Genomic DNA, 26,013 nt, shown 5'->3' on the forward strand with positions numbered 1-26,013 from the left:
TCAGGCTAGCGGTCGGTACTGACAGGCTTCCTGCAACGCCTGCGCATGCGTACGGGCGGCGGCGAATACAGCGTTGACAGCGAACTGCAGGTCCACCGACCGCCCATCAGTGAACGCAACCGGCACATCGCACTGGGCGGTGATGCGGTGCTCCAGAAAGTCGAGCGGCTCATACTCCAGGGACTGTCGGTGCGGGTCACGGATCGCGACCTGCCCGTTGACGGAGCGCACGACACCTGACTCGTCCATCCATTCGTCGAGGTCGGGGATGAACTGCAGGACATCGCTGCGCAGTTGGGTCGCAGCTCGGTTTCTGCGAACCATGCTCAGACGCCCTCCGCGCCTGGGGACCCGCAGGCTGAGAGTGATGGCTGTGTCGGGGTGGCGCTGCCCGAAACTGCGGAGCGAATGCCCCAGCTCGGATTGTGCGCTCAGCGCCCCGACGCTGTCCGCCGGAGCACCGTCCAACTGCACGGTCAGCTCTGACACTGCTTCTATACGGTTCAGTTTTTCTCGGGCCCGCGCATGGATGACCGGCTTCAAAGCCACCTCACCCCACGGGAGTCCAACGCTGTTCAGCCACTTGGTAATGGCGCTGACCCTCGGTGCGGAGAAGCCACCGTGCAGGGTGCCGATGACGTTCCCGTACGGCAGGAAGCACAGGGTCGTCACATGTACGACGTCCGTCCCGGCCGCGAGCCGCAACGCTTCAATGGTGCCGTTGCTGCGGTCGAGCTGGTGAGGCACCTCTCCAGTGATCTTGGCGAGGAGGAGATGATCCTCCGTGGTGGCCGCGTCGACGGCCCCGATCAGCCGATCCTCACCGCTCTGCACAATGCGTTCGTCAGGCCGTGCGGCCGAGATACGGTCGAGGAAGCCCCGCCAGTCCTGGGGCTCCATGCGTGGCTGGTGGTTCTTGGCCTCGACGATCTCGAAGAAGAACACTGTGCGCTTGCGCATCGTTCCGGCCATATCGCCTCCCCCCTACTGCTGGCATGGCCCACGTGATCGTAGGCAGATTTGCCGAGGATCACCGAGCACCTGCCACAGATGGCTGAAAGTTACAGCCCGAGATGCGCCAACTACCCTGCGCTCAAGGGGAGTTTTACGCCTCTGGTCTTGCACACCGACTCCGATCTGGCAATGTGATCGATCATCAGATTAGTTTCGAGAAGCCGTGATTCTCCGCCGCAGGCCAGTAGCACCGGCACACGTCGTACCGACGAGCGGAGCCGGCTGCGAAAGGTGCGTGAGCGGCGGTGGCGGCAGTAGGCGGCCCGGCGACCCCCAAGCCCGGCCAGCACCAGCCGAAGCGCTGGTACCAAACCCGGCCCTCCCCCTTTCCGTGGGAACAGGCTGCGCTCGACCACATCAAGCAGCGGATGCCGATCACCGCCCCGCACTACTCGTGGTCGACCTTCTCCTTCACTGCCATGAGCGGCCGCATCAATGAGTGCGACCTGCTCATCGCCGTGCCCCGGGGCCTGTATCTGGTCGAGCTGAAGGGGCACCCCGGCCGGGTCGCCAACAGCGGTGACACGTGGAGCTTCCATGCCCCCGACGGCCGGATCCGTACCATCCGCAACCCTCTGCATCTCGCCAACCTCAAGTCCAAGGAACTTAAATCCCGGCTCCAGGAAGCGGCCCGTGAGCTCTACCCGAGCCTGCGCGTACCCCGTATCGACCCCGCCATCTTCCTCTCCGACCCTCTGCTCCAAAGCGAACTGGACACGGTCCAACGCACCCATGTGTACGGACGTGACGGCGTTCAGAGCGGGCTCCCGGGAATCTGGGACGAGTTCCTCAGCCTGCCGCCGGAGCGCGAGAACTGGCGGATCAGAGAGGACTTCACCCGGCACCTGCCCGAGCTGATGAAGAAGATCGGGGTGCGGGCATCGACCGCTCACCTGGACTTCGGCGATGGCTGGAAGCTCTCCTCTCGCCCACTGGACGCGGGCCCCACCTGGGAGGACCGACTCGCCGAACGCAAGGAGATGATCCACGAGGAGGGCCGGGTCCGGATCTACCTGGTCGAGCAGCAGGCGAGCGAAGAGAAGCGGCGTTCTACGAGCCGTGCCGCCGAGCGTGAGTACCAGGTGCTCCAGGGCATCACTCACCGAGGTATCGCCCAGGCCGTGGCCCTGCGCCAACATCAGGGCGGTCCTGCGATTCTCTTCCGTCACCGGGAAAGCGATCTGCGGCTGGACAACTACCTTGCCGTGTACGGCGCCAAACTGACCGAAGCCGTACGCCGTGACATGGTGCGCCAACTCGCCGAGGCCGTCCGCTACGCCCACCGCCGCTCGCTGTACCACCGTGCGCTGGCGGCCCGTTCGGTGTACGTCAGCGCACGCGAGAACGGCAGCAACCCCGTTCTGCGAATCATCGACTGGCAGGCGTCCGCCCGCGACTTCGACACCACCTCGCTGCGCTCGCTGGGCGAGAGTTCCTTCACTGGGGAGCACATCGAGGATGCCGCCCAGTGCTACCTCGCGCCCGAGACCGACGCCGACTACCCGGACCCGGTGGATCTCGATGTCTTCGGCATCGGGGCGGTGGCGCATCACATCCTGACCGGGATGCCTCCCGCCGAGACCCGTACCGCGCTCAAGGAGCGACTCACGGCCGACGGCGGACTGCACATGTATGCGGTCAGCGACGCCATGGACGCCGGACTCGACGAGCTGGTGTACGCATCCACCCGGGCCTCCGTCGACGACCGGCTGGACTCGGCCGACGCCTTCCTCATGCAACTCGATGATGCCGAACAGGCCAGCGCCGCCCAGGCCGTCGCCGTGGAGGCTGACCCTCTCACCGCCACCCCTGGTCAGGCCGTCGACGGTGATTGGACCGTCGAGCGAGTGCTCGGCTCGGGCGCCACGGCACGTGCGCTGTATGTGACACGAGTTACCGAGGACGAGCGCGGTACAAGGACGGCGGAGGAGCGGGTCCTCAAGGTCGCCCTGGACGCGGACAAGAACGAGCGTCTCGCCTCCGAGGCCGCAGCCCTGCAACAGATCAGCAGCGGACGCATCGTCAAACTGTACGAAGGCCCTCGCACCATTGGCGGCCGGACCGTCCTCGCTCTGGAGTACGCGGGCCCCGAAACACTCGGCCAGCGGCTGGCCAGCCACGGGCAGCTGGGCTACGAGGAGCTGGCGTCCTTCGGTGAGGACCTTTTCACCGCACTGGACGACCTCGCGGCCAGAGGTATGCGGCACCGCGACCTCAAACCCTCCAATCTCGGGATCAAGGTCCGGGACGACGACGAGCAACAGCTGGTGCTGTTCGACTTCTCCCTGGCCAATGTCTCCGACCGGGACATCAAGGCGGGCACCCGCGGCTATCTCGATCCGTTCCTGGGCGATGCACGGCGTCCTGTTTACGACGACTACGCGGAGCGGTACGCCGCCGCCATCGTCCTGCACGAGATGGCCGCCGCCGAGCGCCCCCTATGGGGCAATGGCGCGGACGATCCGCTCACGGCCCTGAAAGACGAGCTTCCGCTGCTCGCCGCCGACGCCTTCGTGGGGGTCCTGAGGCCGGGCCTCGAAGCCTTCTTCGAGCGGGCCCTGCACCGGGACGTCAACCGCAGGTTCGAGTCACTGCGGCAAATGCGGGACACCTGGCGGGCGATCTTCACCGAGGCCGACCGCACCCAGCCTCCGCCGACCACCGACACCGTCTCGCTACTGGGGGTCGGCGGGCTGCCGGAGGGTCTCTCCGAGGACGACATCCGGGATCTGTATGCGGAGAGGGCGAAGCTTGGAACGACACTCCGGGATGCAGGGCTGACCGAGCGGGCGGCGGCTGTGGCTGAGGAACTCGGCGCAGTGACAGTCCGCGAGCTACTGGATGTGCCGTTGCCCCGTTTCCGGGGCAAGCGTGGGATTGGCGCGGTCGTCAAGAAGGAGCTCAACCGACGGCACCGTCAGTGGACGTCTGCCCTGCGGCCGAGGAAGCCCAAGGCCGTGGCCGCGCCGGTACCGCCCACGGTGCCGGCGACGGATGACATGCTCGGCGCTGAGCATGAGGCTCGGCAGAATGTGGAAAGGCTCGCCGCGCTCCTCAGCCCGGTACTGGTCGGCCGCAAGGGCAACAAGCGGCCGCAGGTAGTCGCGGCATGGCTCGGGCTCGATGGGAGGTCGGAGTCTGGCGCCTGGCCGACCAACCGGCAGGTCTCGGAATCGGTCAAAGCCTCCGAGTACACGGTCTCCAGACACCTCGGCTCGGCGATCGGCGAGTGGGCCACCGCGGAATGGATGACCCTCCTTTGCGGCGAGTTGGTGGAAGCCGTCCAGGATGCAGGACGCGTGATGACCGCCCGCGAACTGGCGCGGGTACTCAGCGCGGGTCATGGCTCCGAGAGCGAATCCACCGAGGGCACGGAGGCCGCCGCCCTCGCCGTCGTGCGAGCCGCTGTCGCCGCCGAGACCCTGCTCACAGGCCGCGACGAGGACCATGAGCCCCGGCTCGCGCAGATGCGGCGGCGGGGGCGGCTGATCGTAGCCTTGGAGTCGCTGGACGGATCCGACGATCCGACTTCCGATGAACTTGCCGCGTACGCCATAGAGTTGGGCGAGGCGGCCGAGAAGATCGCCGCCACTACACCGCTGCCGGACCGCGCCGCGACGCTCCGCGACCTGCGTGCGGTGCGCACACCGGAAGGCATGGACCCGCTCCCGGATGCCCGGCTCGTTACCCTGGCCGCAGCGACCTCGGTAGGAGCCGCGGCCTCGCCCCGGCTTGAGCTGTACCCCCGGACATTGGAGCTGTGGCGCGCCCTTCAGATCTCGCAGGCCGCGGCGGGTGTACGGCGCGAGGTCGGCATCAGCCTGGAGGGGCTGCTGGCTCGGTTGCGTTCCCGCTTCCCCGAGATGGTGCTGGGCAAGCCCACGTACATCGAGGTCGAGGACGCGCTCAAGAAGGCCGGCTTCCCGCTGACGTACGAGACAACCGAGGCGCGCTTCAAGCCTCCGGTGCCGGTCTCAGCGGCGACCGCCAGCAGCTGGCTGTACTCCTCCACCGGCACGGTGACCGGAGCCTCTCGCGCGCTGGCGGCGAGAGCCGCCGCTGGGCGCGAGCCGTCCGTGTTGCTCGCCGCGAAGCTCGACTCCGCAGTACGGGAGGGGGGGTTCCTCGCGCTGAACGTCCACGTCAAGCATTTGCGGGGTGAGACGGGTTCGGTTGCAGACGCGGTGGCGGAGGCATTCCCGATCATTCCCGTGAGCCTGGCGCGGGTCTTCCTGGAGGAGTTCCGGGCGCTGGCGGGTGAACACGGCACGGACTGGTCCAAGGTGCTGGGTGCGGACACCCGGTACACAAGGAGTGGCGAACTCCCCGGAGGGCTGAGGTCGTTCGTGGTTCGAGTCTGGCCACGCGTCGCTGCGCGGCTGGAGGAGGCGGCTTCACGGGAGCCGGGGACGGTGCTTTTCGTACACGCGTCTGGGCTGCTCTCGCACTACTACGAGGCGGGTGGGCACGACCTGCTCGTCGGCTTGCAATCCGGGGCGCGCAAGCCTGGCGGGCGGCCGCACGGACTGTGGTTACTCACGCCTTCACACAATCCGCAGGCCGGACCTGAACTGGACGGGCGCACAGTAGAGATAACCGGCGGCGACGCGGAACGCGTCGTGCTGACCGAGGGCTTCCTGAAGGACTTGGCCGCGGTCTCGGCCGCACATCGAGAGGGTTTGGGGCAGTGAACGCGCGCGGTAGTGGTCAGGATGGATTACTGAAGGACCTCCGCAAGCGGGTCGCGCTCTTGGAGGACGACTTGCGGGCACGCAGCGACTCGGTGGAGGAGTACCGGGACCGGCTCACAGACGAATACACTCGCGCCTTCGCAGCGGGGCGTACGGCGGCCGTGTACCAAACATGGCGCGACGAGCGGGTCACGCAGGTGGCGGCGGCGTGGGTGCTGGGGTGCGTCTTCGTGCGGTTCTGCGAGGACAACAGGCTGATCGCGCGTCCGTGGTTGGCAGGTATCGGTGAGCGCCTGAAGGACGCGGAAGACCACGACACGGCTTTCTTCGCTGCGCACCCGGAGAAGAACGACCGCGACTGGATAGTCGAAGCGTTCGACCACCTAGCCGGAACGAACCCGACGGTTGCGGGACTCTTCGACCGCTTGCACAATCCTTTGTGGGAGATCGCGCCTTCATATGAGGCGGCAACGGCCCTATTGAGGTTCTGGCGGCGCGTCGGCTCAGACGGCGAGATCGTTCATTCGTTCGTGGACGACGACTTGGACACTCGCTTCCTGGGAGATCTGTACCAGGACCTAAGCGAGCACGCGAGGAAGACGTACGCACTGCTACAGACGCCGGTGTTCGTGGAGGAGTTCATCCTCGACCTGACGCTGGAGCCAGCGGTGGAGGAGTTCGGCCTGGAACCGGTCGTCCCGATCCACGAGGCGGACGGGACCGTGCGCGAACTCCCTGCGGGGCTCCGCACGATCGACCCGGCATGCGGGTCGGGACACTTCCTGCTGGGGATGTTTGAGCGACTGCTGGCGAAGTGGCGCGAGGCAGACAAGGTAGCGGGAGACTGGACACTAATCAGGCGGGCCTTGGACGCGGTGCACGGGTGCGACAAGAACCCGTTCGCGGTGGCGATTGCACGATTTCGGCTGCTGGTGGCTGTGCTGAAGGCGGCGGAGAAGTCGAGGCTGGATGCGCTGGGTGAATTCCCAATCAATATTGCGGTGGGCGACTCGCTGCTGCACGGGCGGGACGCTGGCGTTGTGGGCGACGACCTGTTTTCCAGCCGTAAGCAGTTCCTATACCGGACCGAGGACATCAATGAATTCGTGCGGAACTGTGATCTTCTAGGCAAGAGCTCGTATCATGCGGTGGTCGGCAACCCGCCTTATATTACAGTAAAGGACAAACAGGAGAACCGGAACTACAGGGATGCGTACGACACCTGCGGTGGGACATACGCACTTTCGGTCCCGTTCGCTCAGCGGATTTTCGAGCTGGCCGTGCGCGCGAGTGGATCGGAGCGTAGGGCGGGATTCACGGGCCAGATCACGGCGAACTCCTTCATGAAAAGGGAGTTTGGCAGAAAATTGATCGACTGGTTCCACCAGAAGGTCGACCTCACGCATGTAATTGACACGTCTGGGTCCTACATCCCAGGGCATGGGACACCGACAGTCATCCTGGCCGGCCGAAACCGCTTGGCCTATCAGGACGACTTGGTCAGGGCAGTTCTAGGGATCCGCGGCGAACCGTCACAGCCAGGCAATGCCAAGGACGGTCTCGTCTGGCGAGCCATCACTGAGCAGCTCGATCGACCTGGTAGCGAGAGCGAATGGGTCTCGTCGACCGACTGTTCGCGCAGCCAGCTCGCAGAGTTTCCGTGGTCTCTAAACGGCGGGGGAGCTGGGGAGCTCGCCGAACGAGTCGAGTCAGGGCGACAAAAGCTGGGATCCAGAACCGTCAGCATCGGTCGAACCACAGCAACTGGTGCTGACGATGCCTTCTTCCTTCCAGACCTCAACACCGCGCACCGACTCAGAGATCAGTCGGCGACACGAACTCTTGTTACAGGCGATGCCGTACGAGACTTCCGATTCACGAACTATGTAACAGTGCGCAATCCTTATTCAGGTCCAGAAAATCGGCAGATCATCGCTTCGAATCACCACCTCGCAACGCACAGCTTATGGCCGTTCCGTACGCAACTCGCTCAGCGCGTCATCTTCGGCAAGACGGTAATTGAGAACAACTATCCGTGGTACTGCCACCTTGAAAATTATTCGAGCAAACTCACTACCGCGAATGGGCTCGCCTTCGCCTTCGTCTCCACACACAATCACTTCACACTCGATACCGATGCGCGTTTATTTAACCGCACTGCGCCAGTAATTAAACTGCCGGAGGGATCTAGTGAGGGCGCACATCTCGCATTACTTGGCGTGCTCAACTCATCGACTGCATGTTTCTGGCTCAAGCACGTCAGTCACGACAAGGGGAGTCAGGGCGTCAATGAGGGGTTCAAATCCCAGGAATGGGAGCGCTTCTACGAGTTCACAGGCACCAAGCTACAGGACTTCCCTCTACCCACTCATCTTCCCCTCCACCTTGGCCGCACGCTCGACTCCCTCGCGCAAGAGTTGGCCACGCACGAGCCCTCAGCGATTTGCACCGTCGGGTCGCCAACCCGGGCGCGCCTCGACGACGCACGCGAAGCCTGGTCTCGCACCCACCAGCGGATGGTCGCCCTGCAAGAGGAATTGGACTGGGAGGTCTACCACTCCTACGAACTACTCACCGATGCCGAGAAAACTCGGCTGACCGATCCCTCCCCCGCAGCCGCCACCACCCCCCAAGTCAAACTCGGTCAGCGGGCGTTCGAGATCGTGCTGGCGCGCAAGCAAGCCGCCGGGGATTTGGAGACCGCCTGGTTCACGCGGCACGGATCCACACCCATCACCGAGATCCCGGCCTACTGGCCCGACTGGTACCGAGACATAGTGCAAGCCCGCATCGACACGATCGCCGCACGCCGCGATCTCGCCCTCATCGAGCGCCCCGAGTGCAAGCGCCGCTGGGCTTCCGACCCCTGGGAGAAGCGGGAGATGGACGCTCTGCGGACTTGGCTCCTGGACCGGTGCGAGGACAGGTCTCTCTGGTTCCATATCCTCAACGACTTCGAACAACCCCGCGCCCTCACCGTCGGCCAGCTCGCAGACGAACTTGAAAGGCGCCCGGACGCGGACGCGATCCTTAACACCGCATCGCTCTATGCCGTCCATCTCGGCAAGCCGAACCTCTCCCTCGCCCAGGTCCTCCAAGATGTGGTCGACGCCGAGTATGTGCCCTATCTCGCCGCGTACCGCTACAGGGACACCGGACTTCGCAAGCGCTCGCAGTGGGAGGACGTCTGGGACAGGCAGCGTAAGGAGGACCGCACTGGCGAGCGCCTCCATATCGCCGTACCTCCCAAGTACACCGCCGCGGACTTCGTCAAGCAGTCCTACTGGTCGAACCGTGGAAAGCTGGACGTCCCTAAGGAACGCTTCGTGTCCTACCCGGACGCGAACCCGGATTCCGACCCGACCCTCCTCCTTGGCTGGGCCGGCTGGGACCAACGCGACCAGGCAACCGCCCTGCTGAACATCGTCGCCGAGCGCCGCAAACAGCAGGACTGGCCCGCCGAACGTCTCGTACCACTGCTCGCCGGAATCGCGGAACTGATGCCGTGGCTACGGCAGTGGTTCGGCGAGGTGGACGAGGAGTGGGGCGAGGAATCGGCCGCCGAGGAGTTCCAGAGCTTCCTGGACGGGGAGTTGGCACGCGAAGAGCTGACCCCGGCCGCACTCACCGACTGGCGTCCGGCGAAGAAGACCCGGGCGCGCACGGCAATCGCAACAGCGAAGACAACGGCAACGAGGGCCACGAAGAAGGCGGCGGAAGACGATGAGTAGCAGCAGCGGCGACCTTTACCTCCGGGACGTTTTGGACCTGCCAGAGTCCGTCCTTGCCGGGTCGTTCAAGGTTGAGCTGTCCGGCGGCTTCGATGAGACCGCCGAGCGTGTACGCGAGTATGTGGTCACTCCGCAGTTGGAGCAGTCACTCCGTCGGGCGCTGAAGATCGTACAGGTGTCCGTGCAGACCGGGTCGTCCAATGCGGCATACCTGCACGGCTCGTTCGGCTCCGGTAAGAGCCACTTCATGACCGTGCTGCACGCACTCCTGTCCAACGACCCGGCCGCCCGCGCCAAGCCCACACTCCAGCCGATCATCGCGGACCACGACACGTGGCTGCGGGACCGTAAGTTCCTGATGGTGCCGTTCCACCTCGTCGGAGCGACGGACCTCGACTCGGCGATCCTCGGCGGCTACGTCGGCACGGTTCGGCGGATGCACCCGGAGTCGCCTGTGCCGCCGGTCTACCGGGCGGACGCGATGTTCGACGACGCCCGCCGCCAGCGGGAATTCTTCGCAGACGACACGCAGTTCGTACGCTGGCTCGGCAACCCCGCGCTGCCGGAGGAAACGAACACCGCCCCACAGCAAGCCGACGACGAAAACGACCTGGAGGACCTCGACGTCAAGGAGGCCCCAAAGGTCTGGACGCCCGCCCTCCTCGACCTGGCCTTAGCCTCCGCCCCCGGCGAACAGGTCCGCGACTGGCTGGCGTCCGCACTGCTCTCCGGCCCATACTCCTCGTACTCCCGTGGCGCGCTCGGCGCGAAGAACGCCTTCCTGCCCCTCGAAAACGGCCTGGACATCATCAGTCGGCACGCCAAGTCCCTTGGCTATGACGGGCTGATCCTCTTCCTCGACGAGCTGATCCTCTGGCTCCAGGCTCATCTGCGCGAGCGGACCTTCGTCAATGACGAGGTCAACAAGCTGGTCAAACTGATTGAGTCCAGTACAGGTGGCCGCGCTCTGCCGGTCGTCTCCTTCATTTCCCGCCAGCGCGACCTGTCCGAGCTGATCGGCTCGGACGCGGTTGGCGCGGAGGCCAAGAATCTGGAGCAGCAGGTCAAGTACCTGGCGGGCCGTATCGACCCGATCAGTCTGGAAGACCGTAACCTCCCGGAGATCATCAAGGAGCGGGTCCTCAAGCCGAAGGACGATGCAGCCAAGGCCGCTCTCGAAGCTGCTTTCGCCCGGGTCGAGACGTCCAACCAGTCGGTACGCGATGTGCTCCTCGACGCCAACGGCGCTACTCACGCCGACTGGGCCGACTTCAAGGCGCTTTACCCGGTCTCGCCCGTCCTCCTCAATGTCCTGGTCGCGCTCTCCGGCGCTCTCCAGCGCGAGCGCACCGGCCTCAAGCTGCTCCAGCAGATGCTCTATAAGCGGCGCGAAGACATGAAGGTCGGCGAGCTGATCCCGTTGGGCGACCTGTGGGATGTCCTAGCCGAAGGGATGGGCGAGGCGTTCACGGACCGGCTGCGCAGCGAGGCGGAGGCGGCAACTCGCTTCCACGGCAAGGTGAAGGAGCACCTGCTGCAGAAGTACGGCTCTCCGGACGACACCAAGTTCAAGGCCGACGAGCGGTTCGTCAAGACGATGCTGCTCGCCTATCTCGCCCCGGAGGTGCCGGCCCTCGCCCGGCTGACAGGGCCGCGACTTTCCGCGCTCAACCACGGCTCGATCCGCTCCCGCACCGGGCAGGAGGACCGGATCGTGGTCAAGCGGATGCAGGAGCTCCAGGCGCAGTTCCCCGGCGAGCTGCGCAGTGACGGCAACGACGTGGATCCGGTGTTCACTCTGCATCTGTCCGACCTTGATGTGGAGCCGATCCTGGACAGCGTCGGTGAGAAGGACACTCTCGGCGCGCGCAAGCGGTGGGTGCAGGAGTGGTTGTGGCGGGAGCTGGTGATCGCCGACAACGGCACGCTCGTCGCCGACCGCGAGGTCGTCTGGCACGGCACTCGGCGGATGGCCGAGTTCGTATTCGAGAACGTACGCGATACGCAGATCCTCCCCGACACGCAGTTCGAGCCGTCCGCGCCGGACCGGATCCGTTTCGTCATCGACTATCCCTTCGACGAGGATGACAAGGGCCTGCCCAGCGCTGACGAGAACCGGGTCTTCCGGTTGCAGCGGGAGAAGCCGGACGCGCCAACCGTTGTGTGGCTACCGTCTTTCCTCTCTACTCAGCGGGGGACCCAGCTCGGCCGGCTCCTGAAGATCAACTACTTGCTGGAGCGCGACCGGTTGAAGGACTTCGCGACCCATCTGTCTTCCGATGACCAGGTGCGCGTCAAGCATCAGTTGGAGGCGCAGCGCGAGACTCTCGTCTCGCAACTGGGGCAGGTGCTGCACCAGGCGTACGGGATCGCCAAGGCCAACGAGACCGATCTCGGCGCCCAGGTCACCGAGGGCAAGCACGTCCACTCGCTGTATGCCGGACACGCTCCGCAGCTCCAGGGCGGCGGTGCCTTCAAGTACAACCTGCTGAAGCTCGCCGACGGACTGCTGGACGCGATGTATCCCAAGCACCCGAACTTCGACCGCCAGGAGAGCCGCAAACCGGTCACTCCCGCGAAGTTCAAGATGGCGTACGGGTGGATCGCAAAGGCTATGTACGACGGCTCGCGCCGGGTCGTGGTGGACAGCCGCGAACTGACCGATGTGGCACGGATCGTGCATCCCCTCGAGTTGGGCGAGGTGCACGACGGACCGCTGAACGTCTCCACAGACTGGCGCCGCTACATCGACCAGCAAGCGGCCAAGCACGGCGCGAAGGGCGACTTCCCGGTCGAGGACATCCGCACCTGGATCGCCGAACTCGGCTGGACGGGCCTTGACAAGCTAGTCTCGAACCTGGTGATCGCGACGTACGCACTGCTCTCCGACCGCTCCTGGATCTACCGTGGCAAGGCCGAACAGGCCCCCGCACTCGACCAGTTCGGCCCCGGATGGTCACTACGGGCGCAGGAGCGGCCCAGCGAGGAAGAGTTCACAGCGGCGCACACGCGGGCCGCCGCACTGTTCGGCACGAGCGTGCCGCAGGTGCTGTTCACCAGGAACGTCAACGCGCTCGCGGAGGATGTTCGTGCAAAGGCCGAGGAACGCGAGGCTGCCGTCAATGGGCTGCGGCGCGCACTGACCCGGTACCGAAGTGCCCTCGGCATCAGTGGCGAGGCACTGAGCGCACGCGAGCAGTCAGTGCGAGACGCTGCCGATCTGCTGGCGCGGATCAAACAGAACCTGGAGGCGACACCACTCGCACGGAACCTGGCGGCTGCGACATATCTGAGCACCGATGTGGTGCTGGCCAAGACGATGTCCTCGGCACAGCGGGTGCTGGAGGCGCTGGAGCGTACCGACTGGGATCTCATCGACAGCGTACGCAAGTACACCGGGCGCGGGGACGGTCTCGCCGACCGGTCCGGACAGTTTCTCGCTGAGATAGCAGACGCGGCAGGGACCGACGAGTTCGACACAGATCTGGCCCCGGTGCTGAACAGTGCGCGCGGCCAGGCCGTGGCTCTGATCAACGAGGCAGCGCGACTCAGCACGGTGACACCCGTGGCACCCATCGCACCCCCGCCGCCCCTGCCTGCCGAGTCGGAGGCGACCGTCCCCCCTGCCCAGGCCAAGGACGACAGCCCGACCACGAAGGGTCAGTCGCCTCTGCCGTCCACTCCGACCGCCACCCGGCGGTCTCGGCGGGTGAAGGCCACGGACAGCGAAAGTGTCCTGGAAACCGCACTCAGCAGGGCTCTGGCCGACGTACAGGGCGAGATCCGGGACTATGCGACCGCGCACCCGGGCGTCGAGATCGAGATCAACTGGCAGGTGCTGCACGCAAGTCAGGACGACAGCGCGAGCGTGCCGGGCGGCGAGGACTGATGGGAGCCACAGTGCCCGAACTCGACCAGCGGGTCGTCACCGGGCTACTCACTACGCGTCTGGCCCGCACGAGAGGCCGGCGGCTCGTGCTGGTCCACGGGAAGTACGCGCCCGACGGGCCCGAGGAGTTCACCGTGCCGACCGGCGATGGTGAACGGCGCAGGGTTCGGGTAACGCACACGACTTCGGTACTCGGCCTCACCGATGCCTGGCAGGCTCATATGGCCACCGAGGGCGCGGACCTGCTCGTGGTCACCACTGATGTGCATGGTGACCGGCTCGGCCTCGATCTGCTGGGCGAGATGGTGCGCTCGCAGATCATCGCCGTCGACGAGGCCGACATCGTCAAGCAGCTCTTCGGCGCCGCCGATCTCGACCCGCGGATGCGACGGGACCCTTGGCTGTGGCTACCCGGCGCGCTGATCATCGCCGAACCGGTGAGCGGCTGGCCGCAGCACGGAGCCGTGCTCACTCTGGACGCGGCGATGCGAGCACTCGTCGGGGTGCGGTTCGGGCTCGAAGGCCTCTTCGAGGGCGGGGCGTCGGTGGATGTCGATGCGCTGCTGGCCTGGTCCCGTACGCCCGGCGGTCCGGAGCGCTTCGCCGCGCTGCCCGAAGCCGAGCAGCAAGGCATCACCGACTGGCTGGCGCAGAGCGCGGGCGAGGCTGCCCCTGTGCTGTTGCGGCTCGCGCTCAGGGGACGGGGGACCGAGGCCACCGCGCTCGGTGTTCTGGCGTCGGTCATGACCGGAAAATCCGCGTCGGCCGACGCGGCCGTCGCACTGGGTACGGTCTTCGGCATGGCCGGCTCCCGGCCCTCCGAACTGCGCGCCTATGCACGGGCGGTGGAAGGCACGCTGACCCGCTGGATCGGTGAGGCGGCGGGGCGCGGGCCACAGAGCGTCGATGCCCGACAGCGGGTTCTCGACGTACTGCTCCAGGCCGACGAGCTGGCAGGCCGCGCCCACCTGACATCTGCGCTCGCCGACAACCCGTTTCTTCCCTCCGGGTTCCAGGCACGGCTGCATCGGCTGGCCGAGGCGCTTACCGAAGGATCGGAGGAGGCACAGGCAGCCTGGGACCACGTACAGGAGCATCACCTCGCCGCCGTCTTCTATCCGAAGCAGGTGGAGCTGGCACGCATGGCGGTACGGCTCAGGTATTGGCTGGACGCGCCTGAGCCGGTGGTGTCCTCAGTCGACCAGGCCGTGCACACACACGTCGCCGACTGGGGGTGGGTGGACCGGGCGCTGGCCCAGCTGTGGGTGGGTGACGCCGAGGCCGAGCCTGCTCTCGTCGAGGCGTACCGCACCGTGCACGACGCGGCTCGGCAGCGGCGAGCGGAGCTCGACGAAGCCTTCGCGGCCGAGCTCGGGCCGTGGGCGCAGCACGCCAGTGCTGCGCAGCCCGGTGGAGCGCTACTCATCGAGGATGTAATGCGGACTGTCGCCCTGCCTCTGGCGGCCGAGCGGCCGCCGCTGGTGCTCGTCCTGGACGGGATGAGCAGCGCGGTCGCGGCTCAGCTCGGCGAAGAACTTACAGGTGTGGGGCGGTGGCGGGAACTGTCCGGCGGGGGGCGGCGGGCAGCAGCGGTCGCGACGATTCCGTCGGTGACGTTGCTCAGTAGGGCCACACTCTTGTGCGGACGTCCGGTGTCGGGGGGGCAGAGCGTGGAGAAGGAGGGATTCGCCGCCTTCTGGCAGGAGAACGCGCACGTTGCAGCCCTGTTCCACAAGAGCGAGATCGCCGGACCTGCGGGGCACCTGCTCGATCAGCGGCTGGTCGCGGCGATCGCATCGGATGCTGTGGTCGGTGTCGTTCTGAACACCATCGAAGAGAGCCTCGGTCACGGCCAAGGAAGTTCACTCGCCGACTGGGCTGTAAACCGAGTGAAGTACCTCCCCGAAATACTCAACTCCGCGCGTGGGCAAGGGCGTCCGGTGGTGCTGGTGTCCGGTCACGGTCATGTGCTGGACCGGCAAGGGCCCGAGGTGAGGCCGGTGGCCGCTGAGGGCGTTGAGTCGGCCCGCTGGCGTACGGGGACGACGGCAGGTGAGGGCGAAGTCGTGTTGGACGGACCGCGCGTGCTGGAGAACGGCGGCCGCGTCACCGTGCCCTGGTCGGAAGAGATCCGCTATACCCCGCGCAGAGCCGGGTACCACGGCGGTGCGGCGCTCGCCGAGATGACGGTGCCGGTGCTGGTGCTGGCGCCGTCTGCCGACCTCGCGCCCGTGGGGTGGGCCGAGCTGCCGCGCGAGTCGGTACAACCGCCGTGGTGGGAGCCAGAGCCCGCGCTAACGCCGGCGACAGCCCCCGCACCAACGAAACCTGCCAAGCCCGTCAAGAAAACGTCGTCAGCCAAGCCGAAGGCCCGGCCGCAGGAGGGTGAGCTCTTCACCGACGACGCGGTCCCGGTTCCCGTGGCCAAGACAGAGCCCGCCGAGCCGGCTCCGCTCACACTCGGCCGCCAGGTCGTCGACACCAAGCTCTACGAGCAGCAGGGTAAGTTCGTCCGCAAAACCCCTGACCGCAAGGTGGTGGCCACCGTCATCGACGCACTCGACGCTGCGGGCGGCACGCTCTCGCTCGCGGCGGTCGCCGCGGCCGCTGTCGCTTCGGGCGGCCGCACGCACACTCGTCCCGAGGGCTTCGTCACCGTTCTGACCCGGCTGCTGAACATCGAAGGCTACGAGGTCATCAGCCTGATCGACTCCCGGACCCGGGTCCGGCTCAACCGCGACACACTGCGCGAGCAATTCGAACTGCCCAAGGGGAGCGCATGAGCGCCGCACCCGTGAGCGCGGCCCGCCGACGCGAGGTCATTGACGCGCTGCGGCGCGGGACCGTACCCCAGTCTGGCCTCGATCTGTTCGCAGTCGGCCTGGAACGCTTCAGGCCCGCGCTGGACGAGCGGATCGCCACGATCACGACAGGCGGCGCGGCATTCCACGCAATCCGCGGCGAGTACGGGTCCGGCAAGACCTTCTTCGCCCGCTGGCTCGCCGAACGGGCAAAGCGGGCGGGGCTCGCCACCGCCGAGATCCAGATCTCGGAGACAGAGACGCCCCTTCACAAGCTGGAGACGGTCTACCGGCGGCTCACCGAACGGCTGACCACCGCGACCGAACCAGCCAGCGCCCTGCGCTCGGTAATCGACGGATGGTTCTACACCCTTGAGGAAGAGGTTAACGAGGCACAGCCCGAACTCGCCGAAGACAGCGAGGCGTTGGAGGCTGCCGTCGAAGCCCTCACGGAAGAGCGGCTGCGTGCCGTCGCCCAGACCACCCCCGCCTTCTCCGCCGCACTGCGCGGCTACCGCAAGGCCACCCTGGACGGAGACGCGGCGACTGCGGAGGCTGTCATCGCCTGGCTCGGCGGCCAGAAGTCGGTCGCCGCTTCCGCGCGGCGCACAGCCGGCGTACGCGGAGACCTCGACCACTTCGCGGCACTCGGCTTCCTCCAGGGGCTGCTCACCGTGCTGAAGGACTGCGGGCATCCCGGACTTCTGGTGGTCCTCGACGAGATCGAGACCCTGCAGCGGGTGCGGGGAGATGTGCGGGAGAAGGGGCTGAACGCCCTGAGGCAGCTACTCGACGAGATCGACGCAGGCCGCTTCCCCGGGCTCTTCCTGGTGATCACCGGCACCCCTGCCTTCTACGACGGGCAGCAGGGCATACAGCGGTTGCCCCCGCTCGCCCAGCGACTGGCCACCGACTTCTCCACCGACCCGCGCTTCGACTCACCGCGCGCAGTGCAGCTGCGCCTGACCGGTTTCGACCTCCAACGACTGGGTGAACTCGGGCGGTCTGTAAGAAACTTGTATTCAGGAGCGGCCCGGAATCCTGAGCGTGTCGCCTCACTCGTCGACGATGCGTACGTGGCGGAGCTGGCCGCCGCGATGACGGGAAGGCTCGGCGGGCGGGCCGGGATCGCCCCGCGGCTGTTCCTTCGCAAGCTCGTCGCGGACGTACTGGACCGGGTGGACGAGTTCGAGGACTTCGACCCACGTAAGCACTACGCGCTGACGCTGAACGCCGATGAGCTGAGCGAGGTCGAGCGCAACGCGGCGGCGGACAACGCCGACGAGGTCGAGCTGGAGCTGCCGTGACGGGCGCCCCCGAGCCATTGGACCGGTTGCACCCCGGACTGGTCCACCACATCGTCAACACCCTGGGATGGCCCGGGCTTCGCCCGCTTCAGGAAGAGTCGATCGAACCGCTGCTGGACGGCTCGGATGCCGTACTCCTCGCTCCGACCGCAGGCGGCAAGACCGAGGCCGCGTCGTTTCCTCTGTTGTCGAAGATGGCGGCGGAGAACTGGACAGGAACGTCCGTCCTGTACGTCTGTCCTCTCAAGGCCCTGCTGAACAATCTTCTGCCACGTCTGGAGACGTACACCTCCTGGCTGGGACGGACCGCTGCCTTGTGGCACGGAGATGTCTCACAGCCGCGTCGCAAGAAGATCCTGCGCGACCGGCCGGATGTACTGCTGACCACGCCCGAGTCTCTGGAGGCGATGCTGGTCAGCACGAACGTCGACCATCGGGCCTTCTTCTCCGGGCTGCGGGCGATCGTGGTGGACGAGGTGCATGCCTTTGCAGGGGACGATCGGGGCTGGCACTTGCTGGCCGTGCTCGAACGGCTGGAACGGGTCGTCGGGCGCCCGGTGCAGCGGATCGGGCTCTCCGCGACGGTGGGCAACCCGGAGCAGCTGCTCACCTGGCTGCAAGGCTCGGGAAGCGGGAAGCGCGCGGCGCGGGTCGTCGCCCCTCATCTGCGCGAGGTAAAACCCGTACTGCCACCACCCGGCGACATCCAGCTCGACTATGTGGCGTCGCTGCAGAATGCGGTCACGGTGATCGCCGCCCTGCACCGCGGCGAAAAACGACTGGTGTTCTGTGAATCGCGCCGTCAGGTCGAAAAGCTCGGCGAAGGCCTGCGGGCGAAGGGTGTGACCACGTTCTTGTCACACGCGTCATTGTCGGTGGATGAGCGGCGGCGAGCGGAAGAGGCGTTCGCCGAAGCACGTGACTGCGTGATCGTCTCCACCAGCACACTGGAACTCGGCATCGACGTAGGCGACTTGGACCGTGTCATCCAGATCGACGCGCCCGGCACCGTAGCCTCCTTCCTCCAGCGCCTCGGCCGCACCGGCCGCCGGCCCAGCTCCACCCGCAACTGCCTCTTCCTCACCGTCGACGAGGACGGCCTGCTCAGTGCGGCAGCCCTGCTCCTGCTGTGGTCGCGCGGCTGGGTGGAACCTGTCCTAGCCCCGCCCGAGCCCCGGCATATCGTCGCCCAGCAGGTACTGGCCCTCTGCCTGCAGGAACACCGGGTCGGAGACCGGCTCTGGCAGGAATGGTGGGGTGGGCTCGGCCCCTTCGGTCCCTCGGCAGAACCCATCGTGCGTCACCTGCTCGACGAGGGGTATCTGGAACGGGACGGAGGCATGTTGTTCATTGGTCCCGAGGCCGAACGCCGCTTCGGTTACCGGCATTTCATGGATCTCACCGCGGTCTTCACCGCTCCCCCGGAATTCGCGGTCCTGTCGGGCCGTAGCGAAATTGGCACGACCAATCCCGCATTGCTCACCGAAGAGGTGCCGGGCCCAAGACGCTTGCTCCTCGCCGGGCGGAGCTGGCAGGTGACCTACATCGACTGGTCCCGCCGCCGATGCTTCGTCGAACCGGTCGAGAGCGGCGGCAAGGCACGGTGGGGTGGAGTGGGCTCGGGCCGAAGCGCCTCGTACGAGCTGACCCGCGCTGCACGGGAGGTACTGCTCGGCGCCGATCCGCCGGTTTCCGTCACCCGACGCGCGGAGGCCGCGCTGGCCCAGGCCCGTGAAGGCAGCGCGGAGCTGGTTCAGCCCGACGGGACAGTGATCGTACGAGGCGGACGTGACACCAATGTGCGCTGGTGGACGTGGGCTGGCTACCGGGCGAACGCCACCCTCGCCGCCACGCTCACCACGGTCGCCGATCCGCTCCAGCGGCCCACCGACTCCTGCATCAGGCTCCGCGAGGACGTGACGCCCTCGGAATGGAAGAAGGCCACTACGGAAGCCGCCGATCAGCTGTGCCTTCCCTCAGTGGACTCCCGCGCGGTGAACGGCCTGAAGTTCAGTGCCGCACTGCCACCTCGCCTTGCGGAAGCGACGCTTGCCGCACGCTTGGCAGATCTCCAAGGTGCTGCCGATACATTGCGTGAGAAGTCCGCCTTCAGTAAACCTCGCGGGTAGTAGTCCGCGCTTGTTCATGGACACAAGAATCTCAAGTTCGTGTAGCCCGGGGGAATCGCATCCTCGGGCTACACGAACCTTTTACGAGTTGGTGCGTGATAGCGGGTGGGCATGCTCTGCTGGTGAGAGGCATGGTCGAGCGGTCGGTACTGGTGCATCCGTTGTTCACGGGCATCTCGACGGGGCATCTGGCCTCTTTGATTGAGGAGTTGGCCCGTCCGTGGGTTGTTGCGGCCGAGGGCCGCAGGGTGCGGGTTCGGGGCGGAGTCCGCAAACGTGCGCCAGGTGCGGGTGCCCGGTATCGGCTGGTGTTCGTGGACCGGCTGGTGGTCACGCTGATTCACCTGCGGCATGACTTGCCGCATGCAGTCCTGGGCGTGCTGTTCGGTGTCGATCGCTCGACGGTCACCCGGGCTGTCGGTGAAGTTCGGCGGTTGCTGGCGGAGCGGGGATTCGCTGTTCCGGATCGTTCTGGCCTGCGGCTTCGCACGTTGGAGGACGTGTTCGCCTATGCCCAGGCCGAGGGTGTCGAGCTGCGGCTGGACGCCACCGAGATCCAGGTCCGCCGGCCGGTGGCGGGCCGCGGCGGCAGGCGGGCGTTCGTCTCGGGCAAGAAGAAGCAGAACACGATGAAGGCCACCGTCATCGCAGACCATCGAGGTCGCACTCTGTGGACGGACGGGCTGCGGCCGGGACGGATGCACGATGCGACCGCGGCTCGCGCTGCCGGTATCACCAGCTGCTTCGAACACTTCGACCTGGTTGAGGTGTTACTCGACGACGGGTACCTGGGCCTGAGCCGTGACCATCCAGGACAAGCCATCACCCCGCCCAGGAAGCCACGGCCCGGAGCACTGCCCGGCAGAGTCGAGCAGTGGGAAACCGAACGTCACGGCCACTCTTCCGACCGCATCACTGTCGAACACGCCCTGGCCGATCACAAGCGCTGGAAACAACTGATGCGCTGGACCCATCGCCGCGACCGTCTGCCCGACACTTACCGGGCCATCGCCGGCCTCGTCTCCGACCGCACCGTCACCGCCTGAAACAGGCCTCGACCAGGCCAGACACGGCCCACCCGCTATCACGCACCAACTCGTTAGACGCCATTTCAGTTGGTGAGTCTGCGGTGGCATATGAGGGTCGCGGCGATGGCCGTGAAGGCCAGGAAGTGTTCCGGTTTGCGCTCGTAGCGACGGTGGAGGCGTCGGCAGCCGGCCAGCCAGGAGACGGTTCGTTCCACGACCCAGCGATGTCTGCCCAGGCGTTGGGATGACTCGATGCCTTTGCGGGCAATGCGGTGCCGGATGCCGCGGGAGGACAGCCATTGCCGCAGGTGTCGGTAGTCGTAGCCCTTGTCTGCGTGCAGTTTGCCGGGCCGTCGGCGTCGCGGGCCGCGGCGTGAGCGGATGGGCGGGATACCGCGGACGAGCGGGACGAGGGCCTGGCTGTCGTGGAGGTTCGCGGCGGAGATGCCGATCGACAGCGGCAGGCCCCCGCGGTCGACGATGAGGTGGATTTTCGATCCCTTCTTGCCTCGGTCGGTCGGATTCGGTCCTGTCAGATGCCCCCTTTGAGAGCCCGGACGCTGACGGAGTCGATCGCACAACGCGACCAGTCCAGCCCACCCTGGGAGCCGAGTTCGTCCAGGACCAGGCGGTGGAGTCTGGCCCACACCCTGGCCTCCGTCCACTCGGTGAATCGACGGAAGGCGGTCACACCCGACAGTCCGAATCCCGGCGGCAGCTGGTTCCACGTGCAGCCCGAGGTGGCCACGAAGATGATCGCCGCCAGTACTTCGCGGTCACCTCGCCGACGGTGCCCTCCGCCCTGCGGGCGTTCCGGCGCCGGCGGAACCACTCGCTGGAACAACTCCCACAGGTCTTCCGGCGCCAACCGTTCGACGAGCGCAGCAGTCATCACCCCAGACTGCCGCAAGATCACACCAAGTGAAATGGCGTCCCAGGTCGTGCTGCTGCCCCCGTCGCTGGACGACTGGCTGCCCCAAAACCACCTCGCCCGGTTCGTCGCCGACCTGGTCGACGACGTGCTGGACCTGACGGCGATCCGGGCCGACTACACCGACAAGCGCGGCTACCCGCCCTACGACCCGCGGCTGCTGATCTACGGCTACACCACCGGCGTCCGCTCCTCGCGGGCGATCGAGCGCAGCAGGCCGTGGGCTACGACCCGAAGACCCGCACGGTGAACTACACCAAGGGCACCCAGGTCGGCGACGGATCCATTGTGAACGGCAAGCCGAAGACAACGAAGCTGCCCAAGATCGTCTACGACTGGATGGCCAAGGACCTCGGCTACCAAGGCACTCGGTGGCTTACCGAACCGCAGTACAAGACGTGGATCAGGATGGCGGACCAGGATCAGGCCAAGGCCCAGATCTCGTTCTTCAACGCGTGTTTGCAGAGTGGTAGCGCGAAGGACTGTATGAGCAAGGCCAAGAACATCAAGATCGAGGAGGAAGAAGACGACGACCACTTGTTCCTGAGCGACGACGTCGCGGACACGATGAGCATCGCCGCCGGCGGCCTGGGCATCGCGGCGGCATGCATGGGGCCGACGCCTGCTGGTGCCGCCGTGGGCGTCGTGGCTGCCGCTGTTGGCCTCGTACGGGCGATCGACACCTGTGGCGCCGACCCGATCAGCCTGGGCTGCGGTGCTGCTCTCGTAGGTATCGCGGGTGGCATCATCCCCTTGGCCAAGAGCGGCGACCTCGTGACAGGCGCCACCTGGATCGGCAGCAAGACGGCTGCGGCCGGGCGGGCGATCGGGAACGGGGCGCGCGTCGCCTGGCGAGGCGTCAAGAGCTGGTTCAACTGACAGGCACAATGGCCTGTCGCTCTCCCGGGCCCCAGTTGGGGCCCGGGAAGAACGACGCGGGAACGGAATGAGGCAATGATGGGTCTGGAACGGATCACTCCTTGGTGGGACCGCAGAATGGTGGCAGGTATCGGCGTCGTAGCTGTTGCGGCTGCGGGCGTCGCGGGCATCCGCTCGCTGTCCGAGCCGAGCGTGTTGAAGGTGTCGGCGATCATCAGTCTGCTCTCTGTGATGATCTGGATCGCTCGTTCTCAGCTGGTGCCGTCCGTGTCCGCAAGCGAGTCCGTCCTGGTGGTCCGCAACCGTTTCGACACTTACGAGATCCCCTGGCAGATGCTGAAAGCCATCGACTGGGAACCCCGAACAGGCGTGCTCTCCCTCGACCTGGCCGATGGCCGGCGCGTGCGCGTGAACGCGTTCAGCCGTTGGCCGTCTTTCGGCCGTCACCGGAAGGTGATCGCGATACTGGAGCAGGGACGCAGCCAGGCGGAAAGGCGCCCACCTGCGGACATCCGCGAGACCGAGGCCTCGGGGATCCCGGGAATGGTTGAGTTCTTCCTTCTCATCCCGTTCGCGGTCACCTTGGTGGCACTTGTGGTCGCGGGCATCATGGTGCTTTTGTGACGCATCTGCGTTGAACGAGGGACCCCGCACCACCGACCCCTGACGGTCAGAGCTGATGCGACTCAGGTCTGGCACTGCCCACGGGCCGGTAGGACCATTTTCTATTGGCGCCGATATGACGGCACGCCAAAAACGACGCCACAAAAACCCCCGTAGTCACATAGCCCGACGCCAGCAAGAACCCAGGCTCCGTGCCTGGCGATCAGTTCTACTCCGGCCTCGTCGATGCCTTCGCCGCCTGGATGCAACCGTGAACACAGGGCCGCACCCCACCGTGGAGCAACTGCGCCCGCGGGCGCCACTGAAGTCACATGAGTCCTGATTCTTGAGCGAGCCCACAGACCTGCCGTTCAGCACGTCCTCAGTCAGCGCCGCTTCGGAGGAGGCCCTGTGTGTCGTCCTGCCGTGTTCGAGCACTGCCCGGAGCTGCAGCGAACCCACGGTCTGGTGCGTCAGTTCGCCGCCATGCTCGAAAGTCGCGATGCCACCCCGCTGCCCGATTGGCTCGATCACCTCGCGGCCTCCCGTCTTCCCGCACTGGCCAGCCTGGCCAGTGCGCTCCGCGAGGACCAGGCGGCTGTTGTGCAGGGCATCACCACCCCGTTCAACTCCGGTGTCAACGAGGGCCGAATCACCGACCTGAAGCTCCAGAAGCGGCTGATGGCTGGACGCGCGGGCGTCCCGCTGCTCCGCCACCGCGTCATCCTCATGGCCCTGCTCCGACGCCGCCACTTGTGACGGAACGTTACCGGCGCACGGTGGCACACCCCTGCTTCATGGAAATCTTGCCTGGGCCAGAAAAGTCCGTACGCCGACATCGTTCGGCCATCCCGACTGGCCCGGCGGCTGGATAGGCTTCGACCTCTACAAGAAAAAGGGGAGGATGAAGCTCGAGATCCGTGGCCACCTCGGCGGATTCGCCGCAATCGGCGCCACTGCCGGAATCGTGCCCGCATTGTTCTCTGGGAAGTAGCCAAAACCGGCTACTGGAACGATTTGGCGAACAACCTTCGCAAAGCCATCATGAAGGCTTGACGGCTGCGGTTCGCTGAACTGCCGAGAAAAATAGAAGGGGCCGGTCCGGTGATAACATACTGCCGTGCCGGAACGGCCCCTTCAGGAAGGCGTATGGAAATGAAGTCTCCCCGAGGTCAACTCACCTTGAGGAATGTGGGAATCGCCTATGCTGGCACCGTTTTCCTGCTGGGCCTCGTCCGGTTCCTGACCCAAGCAGGCGGATACTCCGCCTCCGCCTCCGCGGCGCTCTACCTGGCGTCGTTCCCGGGCAGCGTACTGCTCGTGGCGGTCATCATGGTCAGCCCTCTCTCCCTGCTCCTCGGCGACCCGAACACGGTCTCCCCCTGGGCCAACCTCTACGTCATGGTCATCACCAGTGCTGGAGCCATCCTGAACGTGCTGCTGGCAAAGGGTGCACTGGAACTCGGACGGCGTTTCTGTTCCTCCAGGAAGGGTCAAAAGGTGCCGAGCGCTTCCTGAAATCTTTCTGCTCCGTACCGCGACGACTGCGGTACGGAGCAGGCCCCAGACATTCCTGTGATGGAAATGCGCCTGGGGGGTCGTTGATCAATTGGTCAAGTTAGTGTCCTTCTCTTTAGAACTCCTAACGGAATGACTCTTTGGGGTTGGGTGCCCAACGTAATTTGCTGTCGGGGAGCATGGGGCGATGAACGTTGAGCGGCCGCTGCCGCGCGAGGTGAAGGTCATCGATTCGGCCTCGCTGTTCCGGCTGGAGGAGCGGGCGGAAGTCCTCTGCCTGAGCCAGCGATTGGATCCAACGTGGGTGCGGGCGAATGTGGCGCCCGACGGCACCCACTATCTGTGGCCGGCCCTGTGGCACATCCTGTCCCACCGCCCTGACGTTCCCGATCACGTGCGGTGGGAACTGCTGATCGCTCTGCGTACGGGAGACCGCGTGGTGAGCTGGTTGGACGTCACCCCCGACGACTTCGTCCCGCTGCCGAAGGTGACCTCACGCGAAGAGGGAATGCAGGTCAGACAGCTTCTTGACCAAGCTCCGTCGGTCCGGGAATGGCTACTGGGAGAGGGCCAGGGATCGGGTCGGCTGTGACAGGCGTCGCCAGCAGATGAGTACGCATCCCAGGGTGAGGAAGACACCTCACGTTGCTATGCCGTCAAGTTCGAGGGATGAGGCCTCCGTTCACGGCACGGCCGAAGAGCCGCTGATGCCATTCGTTGGCGTCCGGTCCGGGGTCGGTGGTCAGGACAGGGTTCGGGCCGGTCTCGATGAGGTGGAGGAGCGTCCAAGCGACGCCGTAGCAGTCGTCCGGACCGAAGCAGGTGACGAGCGCCCGGGCTTCCTCCCCCGTGACCGGCTTCGGGATCGCTTCGAGCTGCTCGATGCGCCTGTCGATCTCTTCTTCGCTCGCGTCCCAGTCAGGGAGCGGGCCGTCGGCGACGAATGCCTGGACTTGAGGTCTCATGTTCGAATAGTCGGTTGCTGTCGGCCTCCCGGGCAAGATGCGGGTGCGCCCGGCGCCTGACAAGGCACGATAGGCGTCATGGAATCCGATCTGCCGACCGTGAACGTGCGGCTGTGGCATGCTGACGCCGTCGTCCTGTTCGACTGGTTGATGAGTACCGATCTCGACGCAGTCCCCATCACCCATCCCGCGCAGAAGCAGGCCTTGGTCGACCTGCTGAGTCGTTTGGAGTACAACGTCGATGCCGACATCGCCGGTTCGACGAGCGAGGAGATCGCCGCCGCGCAGGCGGAGGTGGCCCGGGATATGGGCTGGTAGGACCGCTCAACCTTCCATGCGACAGGTCAGGCAGCCGCTGCCCCCGTCGGCGAGGACGACGCCGTGAGGAACGGGGACTGCTCGTCGAAGAGCTCGCGTTTCTGTAGGCAGTGGTAGAGCTGTCCGATCATGCGGTTGAAGCAATGCGACGAAGTTGATGCTGCGGCCGCCATGGCGCCGTAGTCGGCGGGTTGGCGGTGCGGGTCTGC

Annotated in this window: 16 protein-coding genes and 1 pseudogene; 14 read left to right on the forward strand and 3 right to left on the reverse strand. The window is 66.0% G+C overall.

All coding sequences use genetic code 11. The features are described from left to right. A complete protein-coding gene (locus ACIPSE_RS44625) occupies nt 1-972 on the reverse strand; it encodes a hypothetical protein (RefSeq protein ID WP_401675403.1) in 972 nt (323 codons plus the stop codon). Nucleotides 973-1,259: 287 nt separating this feature from the next. On the opposite strand from ACIPSE_RS44625, the gene pglW reads away from it, so the two are divergent. The 7 genes from pglW to ACIPSE_RS44660 all read left to right on the forward strand — a co-directional run bounded on the left by pglW (nt 1,260) and on the right by ACIPSE_RS44660 (nt 20,608). Continuing rightward, complete coding sequence (pglW, locus tag ACIPSE_RS44630) at nt 1,260-5,705, forward strand: BREX system serine/threonine kinase PglW (protein ID WP_401675406.1); 4,446 nt, start codon at nt 1,260-1,262, stop codon at nt 5,703-5,705. Next, a complete protein-coding gene (gene pglX / locus ACIPSE_RS44635; RefSeq protein ID WP_401675409.1) occupies nt 5,702-9,436 on the forward strand; it encodes a BREX-2 system adenine-specific DNA-methyltransferase PglX in 3,735 nt (1,244 codons plus the stop codon). Before pglW ends, pglX begins: the two co-directional genes overlap by 4 nt. Further along, nucleotides 9,429-13,325 carry a PglY protein gene (locus tag ACIPSE_RS44640; RefSeq protein WP_401675412.1) on the forward strand — a complete coding sequence of 1,299 codons (3,897 nt, stop codon included), beginning with the start codon at nt 9,429-9,431 and terminating at the stop codon, nt 13,323-13,325. The genes pglX and ACIPSE_RS44640 overlap by 8 nt, the downstream gene beginning before the upstream one ends. Before the next feature lie 11 nt (nt 13,326-13,336). Next, entirely contained in the window at nt 13,337-16,108 is a 2,772-nt protein-coding gene (gene pglZ, locus ACIPSE_RS44645) for a BREX-2 system phosphatase PglZ (protein WP_401675414.1), read from the forward strand. Further along, the gene (gene brxD / locus ACIPSE_RS44650) at nt 16,105-17,433 is read left to right on the forward strand and encodes a BREX system ATP-binding protein BrxD (protein WP_401675417.1); all 1,329 of its coding nucleotides are present in this window, start codon (nt 16,105-16,107) and stop codon (nt 17,431-17,433) included. Before pglZ ends, brxD begins: the two co-directional genes overlap by 4 nt. Then, complete coding sequence (locus ACIPSE_RS44655; protein ID WP_401675420.1) at nt 17,430-19,562, forward strand: DEAD/DEAH box helicase; 2,133 nt, start codon at nt 17,430-17,432, stop codon at nt 19,560-19,562. The genes brxD and ACIPSE_RS44655 overlap by 4 nt, the downstream gene beginning before the upstream one ends. A gap of 131 nt (nt 19,563-19,693) precedes the next feature. Further along, nucleotides 19,694-20,608: a transposase family protein gene (locus ACIPSE_RS44660; RefSeq protein WP_401675423.1), complete on the forward strand. Its 915-nt coding sequence runs from the start codon at nt 19,694-19,696 to the stop codon at nt 20,606-20,608. A gap of 65 nt (nt 20,609-20,673) precedes the next feature. Here the strand turns inward: ACIPSE_RS44660 and ACIPSE_RS44665 are convergent. Beyond that, nucleotides 20,674-21,482, reverse strand: a protein-coding gene (locus ACIPSE_RS44665; protein ID WP_401675477.1) for an IS5 family transposase whose coding sequence is annotated in 2 segments (ribosomal slippage) — nt 20,674-21,132 and nt 21,135-21,482 — 807 coding nt in all. Because the reading frame shifts where the segments join, the coding sequence is not laid out codon by codon here. A 43-nt stretch (nt 21,483-21,525) separates the two neighbouring features. On the opposite strand from ACIPSE_RS44665, the pseudogene ACIPSE_RS44670 reads away from it, so the two are divergent. The 6 genes and pseudogenes from ACIPSE_RS44670 to ACIPSE_RS44695 all read left to right on the forward strand — a co-directional run. After that, nucleotides 21,526-21,732: pseudogene (locus tag ACIPSE_RS44670) on the forward strand (transposase); the annotation flags it as partial. 35 nt (nt 21,733-21,767) lie between these two features. Then, nucleotides 21,768-22,400, forward strand: coding sequence for a hypothetical protein (locus ACIPSE_RS44675; protein WP_401675425.1), 633 nt, complete (start codon nt 21,768-21,770; stop codon nt 22,398-22,400). 117 nt (nt 22,401-22,517) lie between these two features. Next, nucleotides 22,518-23,024: a hypothetical protein gene (locus ACIPSE_RS44680; RefSeq protein ID WP_401675427.1), complete on the forward strand. Its 507-nt coding sequence runs from the start codon at nt 22,518-22,520 to the stop codon at nt 23,022-23,024. 405 nt (nt 23,025-23,429) lie between these two features. Then, a complete protein-coding gene (locus ACIPSE_RS44685; protein WP_401675430.1) occupies nt 23,430-23,762 on the forward strand; it encodes a hypothetical protein in 333 nt (110 codons plus the stop codon). Nucleotides 23,763-24,194: 432 nt separating this feature from the next. Then, nucleotides 24,195-24,521: a hypothetical protein gene (locus tag ACIPSE_RS44690; protein WP_401675432.1), complete on the forward strand. Its 327-nt coding sequence runs from the start codon at nt 24,195-24,197 to the stop codon at nt 24,519-24,521. A 187-nt stretch (nt 24,522-24,708) separates the two neighbouring features. Continuing rightward, nucleotides 24,709-25,113, forward strand: coding sequence for a hypothetical protein (locus ACIPSE_RS44695; protein ID WP_401675434.1), 405 nt, complete (start codon nt 24,709-24,711; stop codon nt 25,111-25,113). A gap of 64 nt (nt 25,114-25,177) precedes the next feature. Here ACIPSE_RS44695 and ACIPSE_RS44700 read toward each other — a convergent pair whose 3' ends face one another. Continuing rightward, nucleotides 25,178-25,486, reverse strand: coding sequence for a hypothetical protein (locus tag ACIPSE_RS44700; RefSeq protein ID WP_401675437.1), 309 nt, complete (start codon nt 25,484-25,486; stop codon nt 25,178-25,180). Nucleotides 25,487-25,564: 78 nt separating this feature from the next. Here ACIPSE_RS44700 and ACIPSE_RS44705 point away from each other — a divergent pair, with 78 nt between their 5' ends. Further along, on the forward strand, nt 25,565-25,804 hold the full coding sequence (locus ACIPSE_RS44705; RefSeq protein WP_401675439.1) for a hypothetical protein: 240 nt from the start codon (nt 25,565-25,567) through the stop codon (nt 25,802-25,804). The last annotated feature ends 209 nt before the right edge of the window (nt 25,805-26,013 follow it).

The sequence above is a fragment of the Streptomyces sp. NPDC090106 genome (assembly GCF_044747265.1).
In the GTDB taxonomy this organism is placed as follows: Bacteria; Actinomycetota; Actinomycetes; order Streptomycetales; family Streptomycetaceae; genus Streptomyces.

Excerpts from the sequence above, each read along its gene's own strand:
- ACIPSE_RS44700 (WP_401675437.1), bottom strand. The coding sequence starts at position 25,486 with ATGAGACCTCAAGTCCAGGCATTCGTCGCCGACGGCCCGCTCCCTGAC.
- ACIPSE_RS44660 (WP_401675423.1), top strand. The coding sequence starts at position 19,694 with ATGGTCGAGCGGTCGGTACTGGTGCATCCGTTGTTCACGGGCATCTCG.
- ACIPSE_RS44680 (WP_401675427.1), top strand. The coding sequence starts at position 22,518 with ATGGTGGCAGGTATCGGCGTCGTAGCTGTTGCGGCTGCGGGCGTCGCG.
- ACIPSE_RS44705 (WP_401675439.1), top strand. The coding sequence starts at position 25,565 with ATGGAATCCGATCTGCCGACCGTGAACGTGCGGCTGTGGCATGCTGAC.
- ACIPSE_RS44695 (WP_401675434.1), top strand. The coding sequence starts at position 24,709 with ATGAACGTTGAGCGGCCGCTGCCGCGCGAGGTGAAGGTCATCGATTCG.
- brxD (WP_401675417.1), top strand. The coding sequence starts at position 16,105 with ATGAGCGCCGCACCCGTGAGCGCGGCCCGCCGACGCGAGGTCATTGAC.
- ACIPSE_RS44640 (WP_401675412.1), top strand. The coding sequence starts at position 9,429 with ATGAGTAGCAGCAGCGGCGACCTTTACCTCCGGGACGTTTTGGACCTG.
- ACIPSE_RS44625 (WP_401675403.1), bottom strand. The coding sequence starts at position 972 with ATGGCCGGAACGATGCGCAAGCGCACAGTGTTCTTCTTCGAGATCGTC.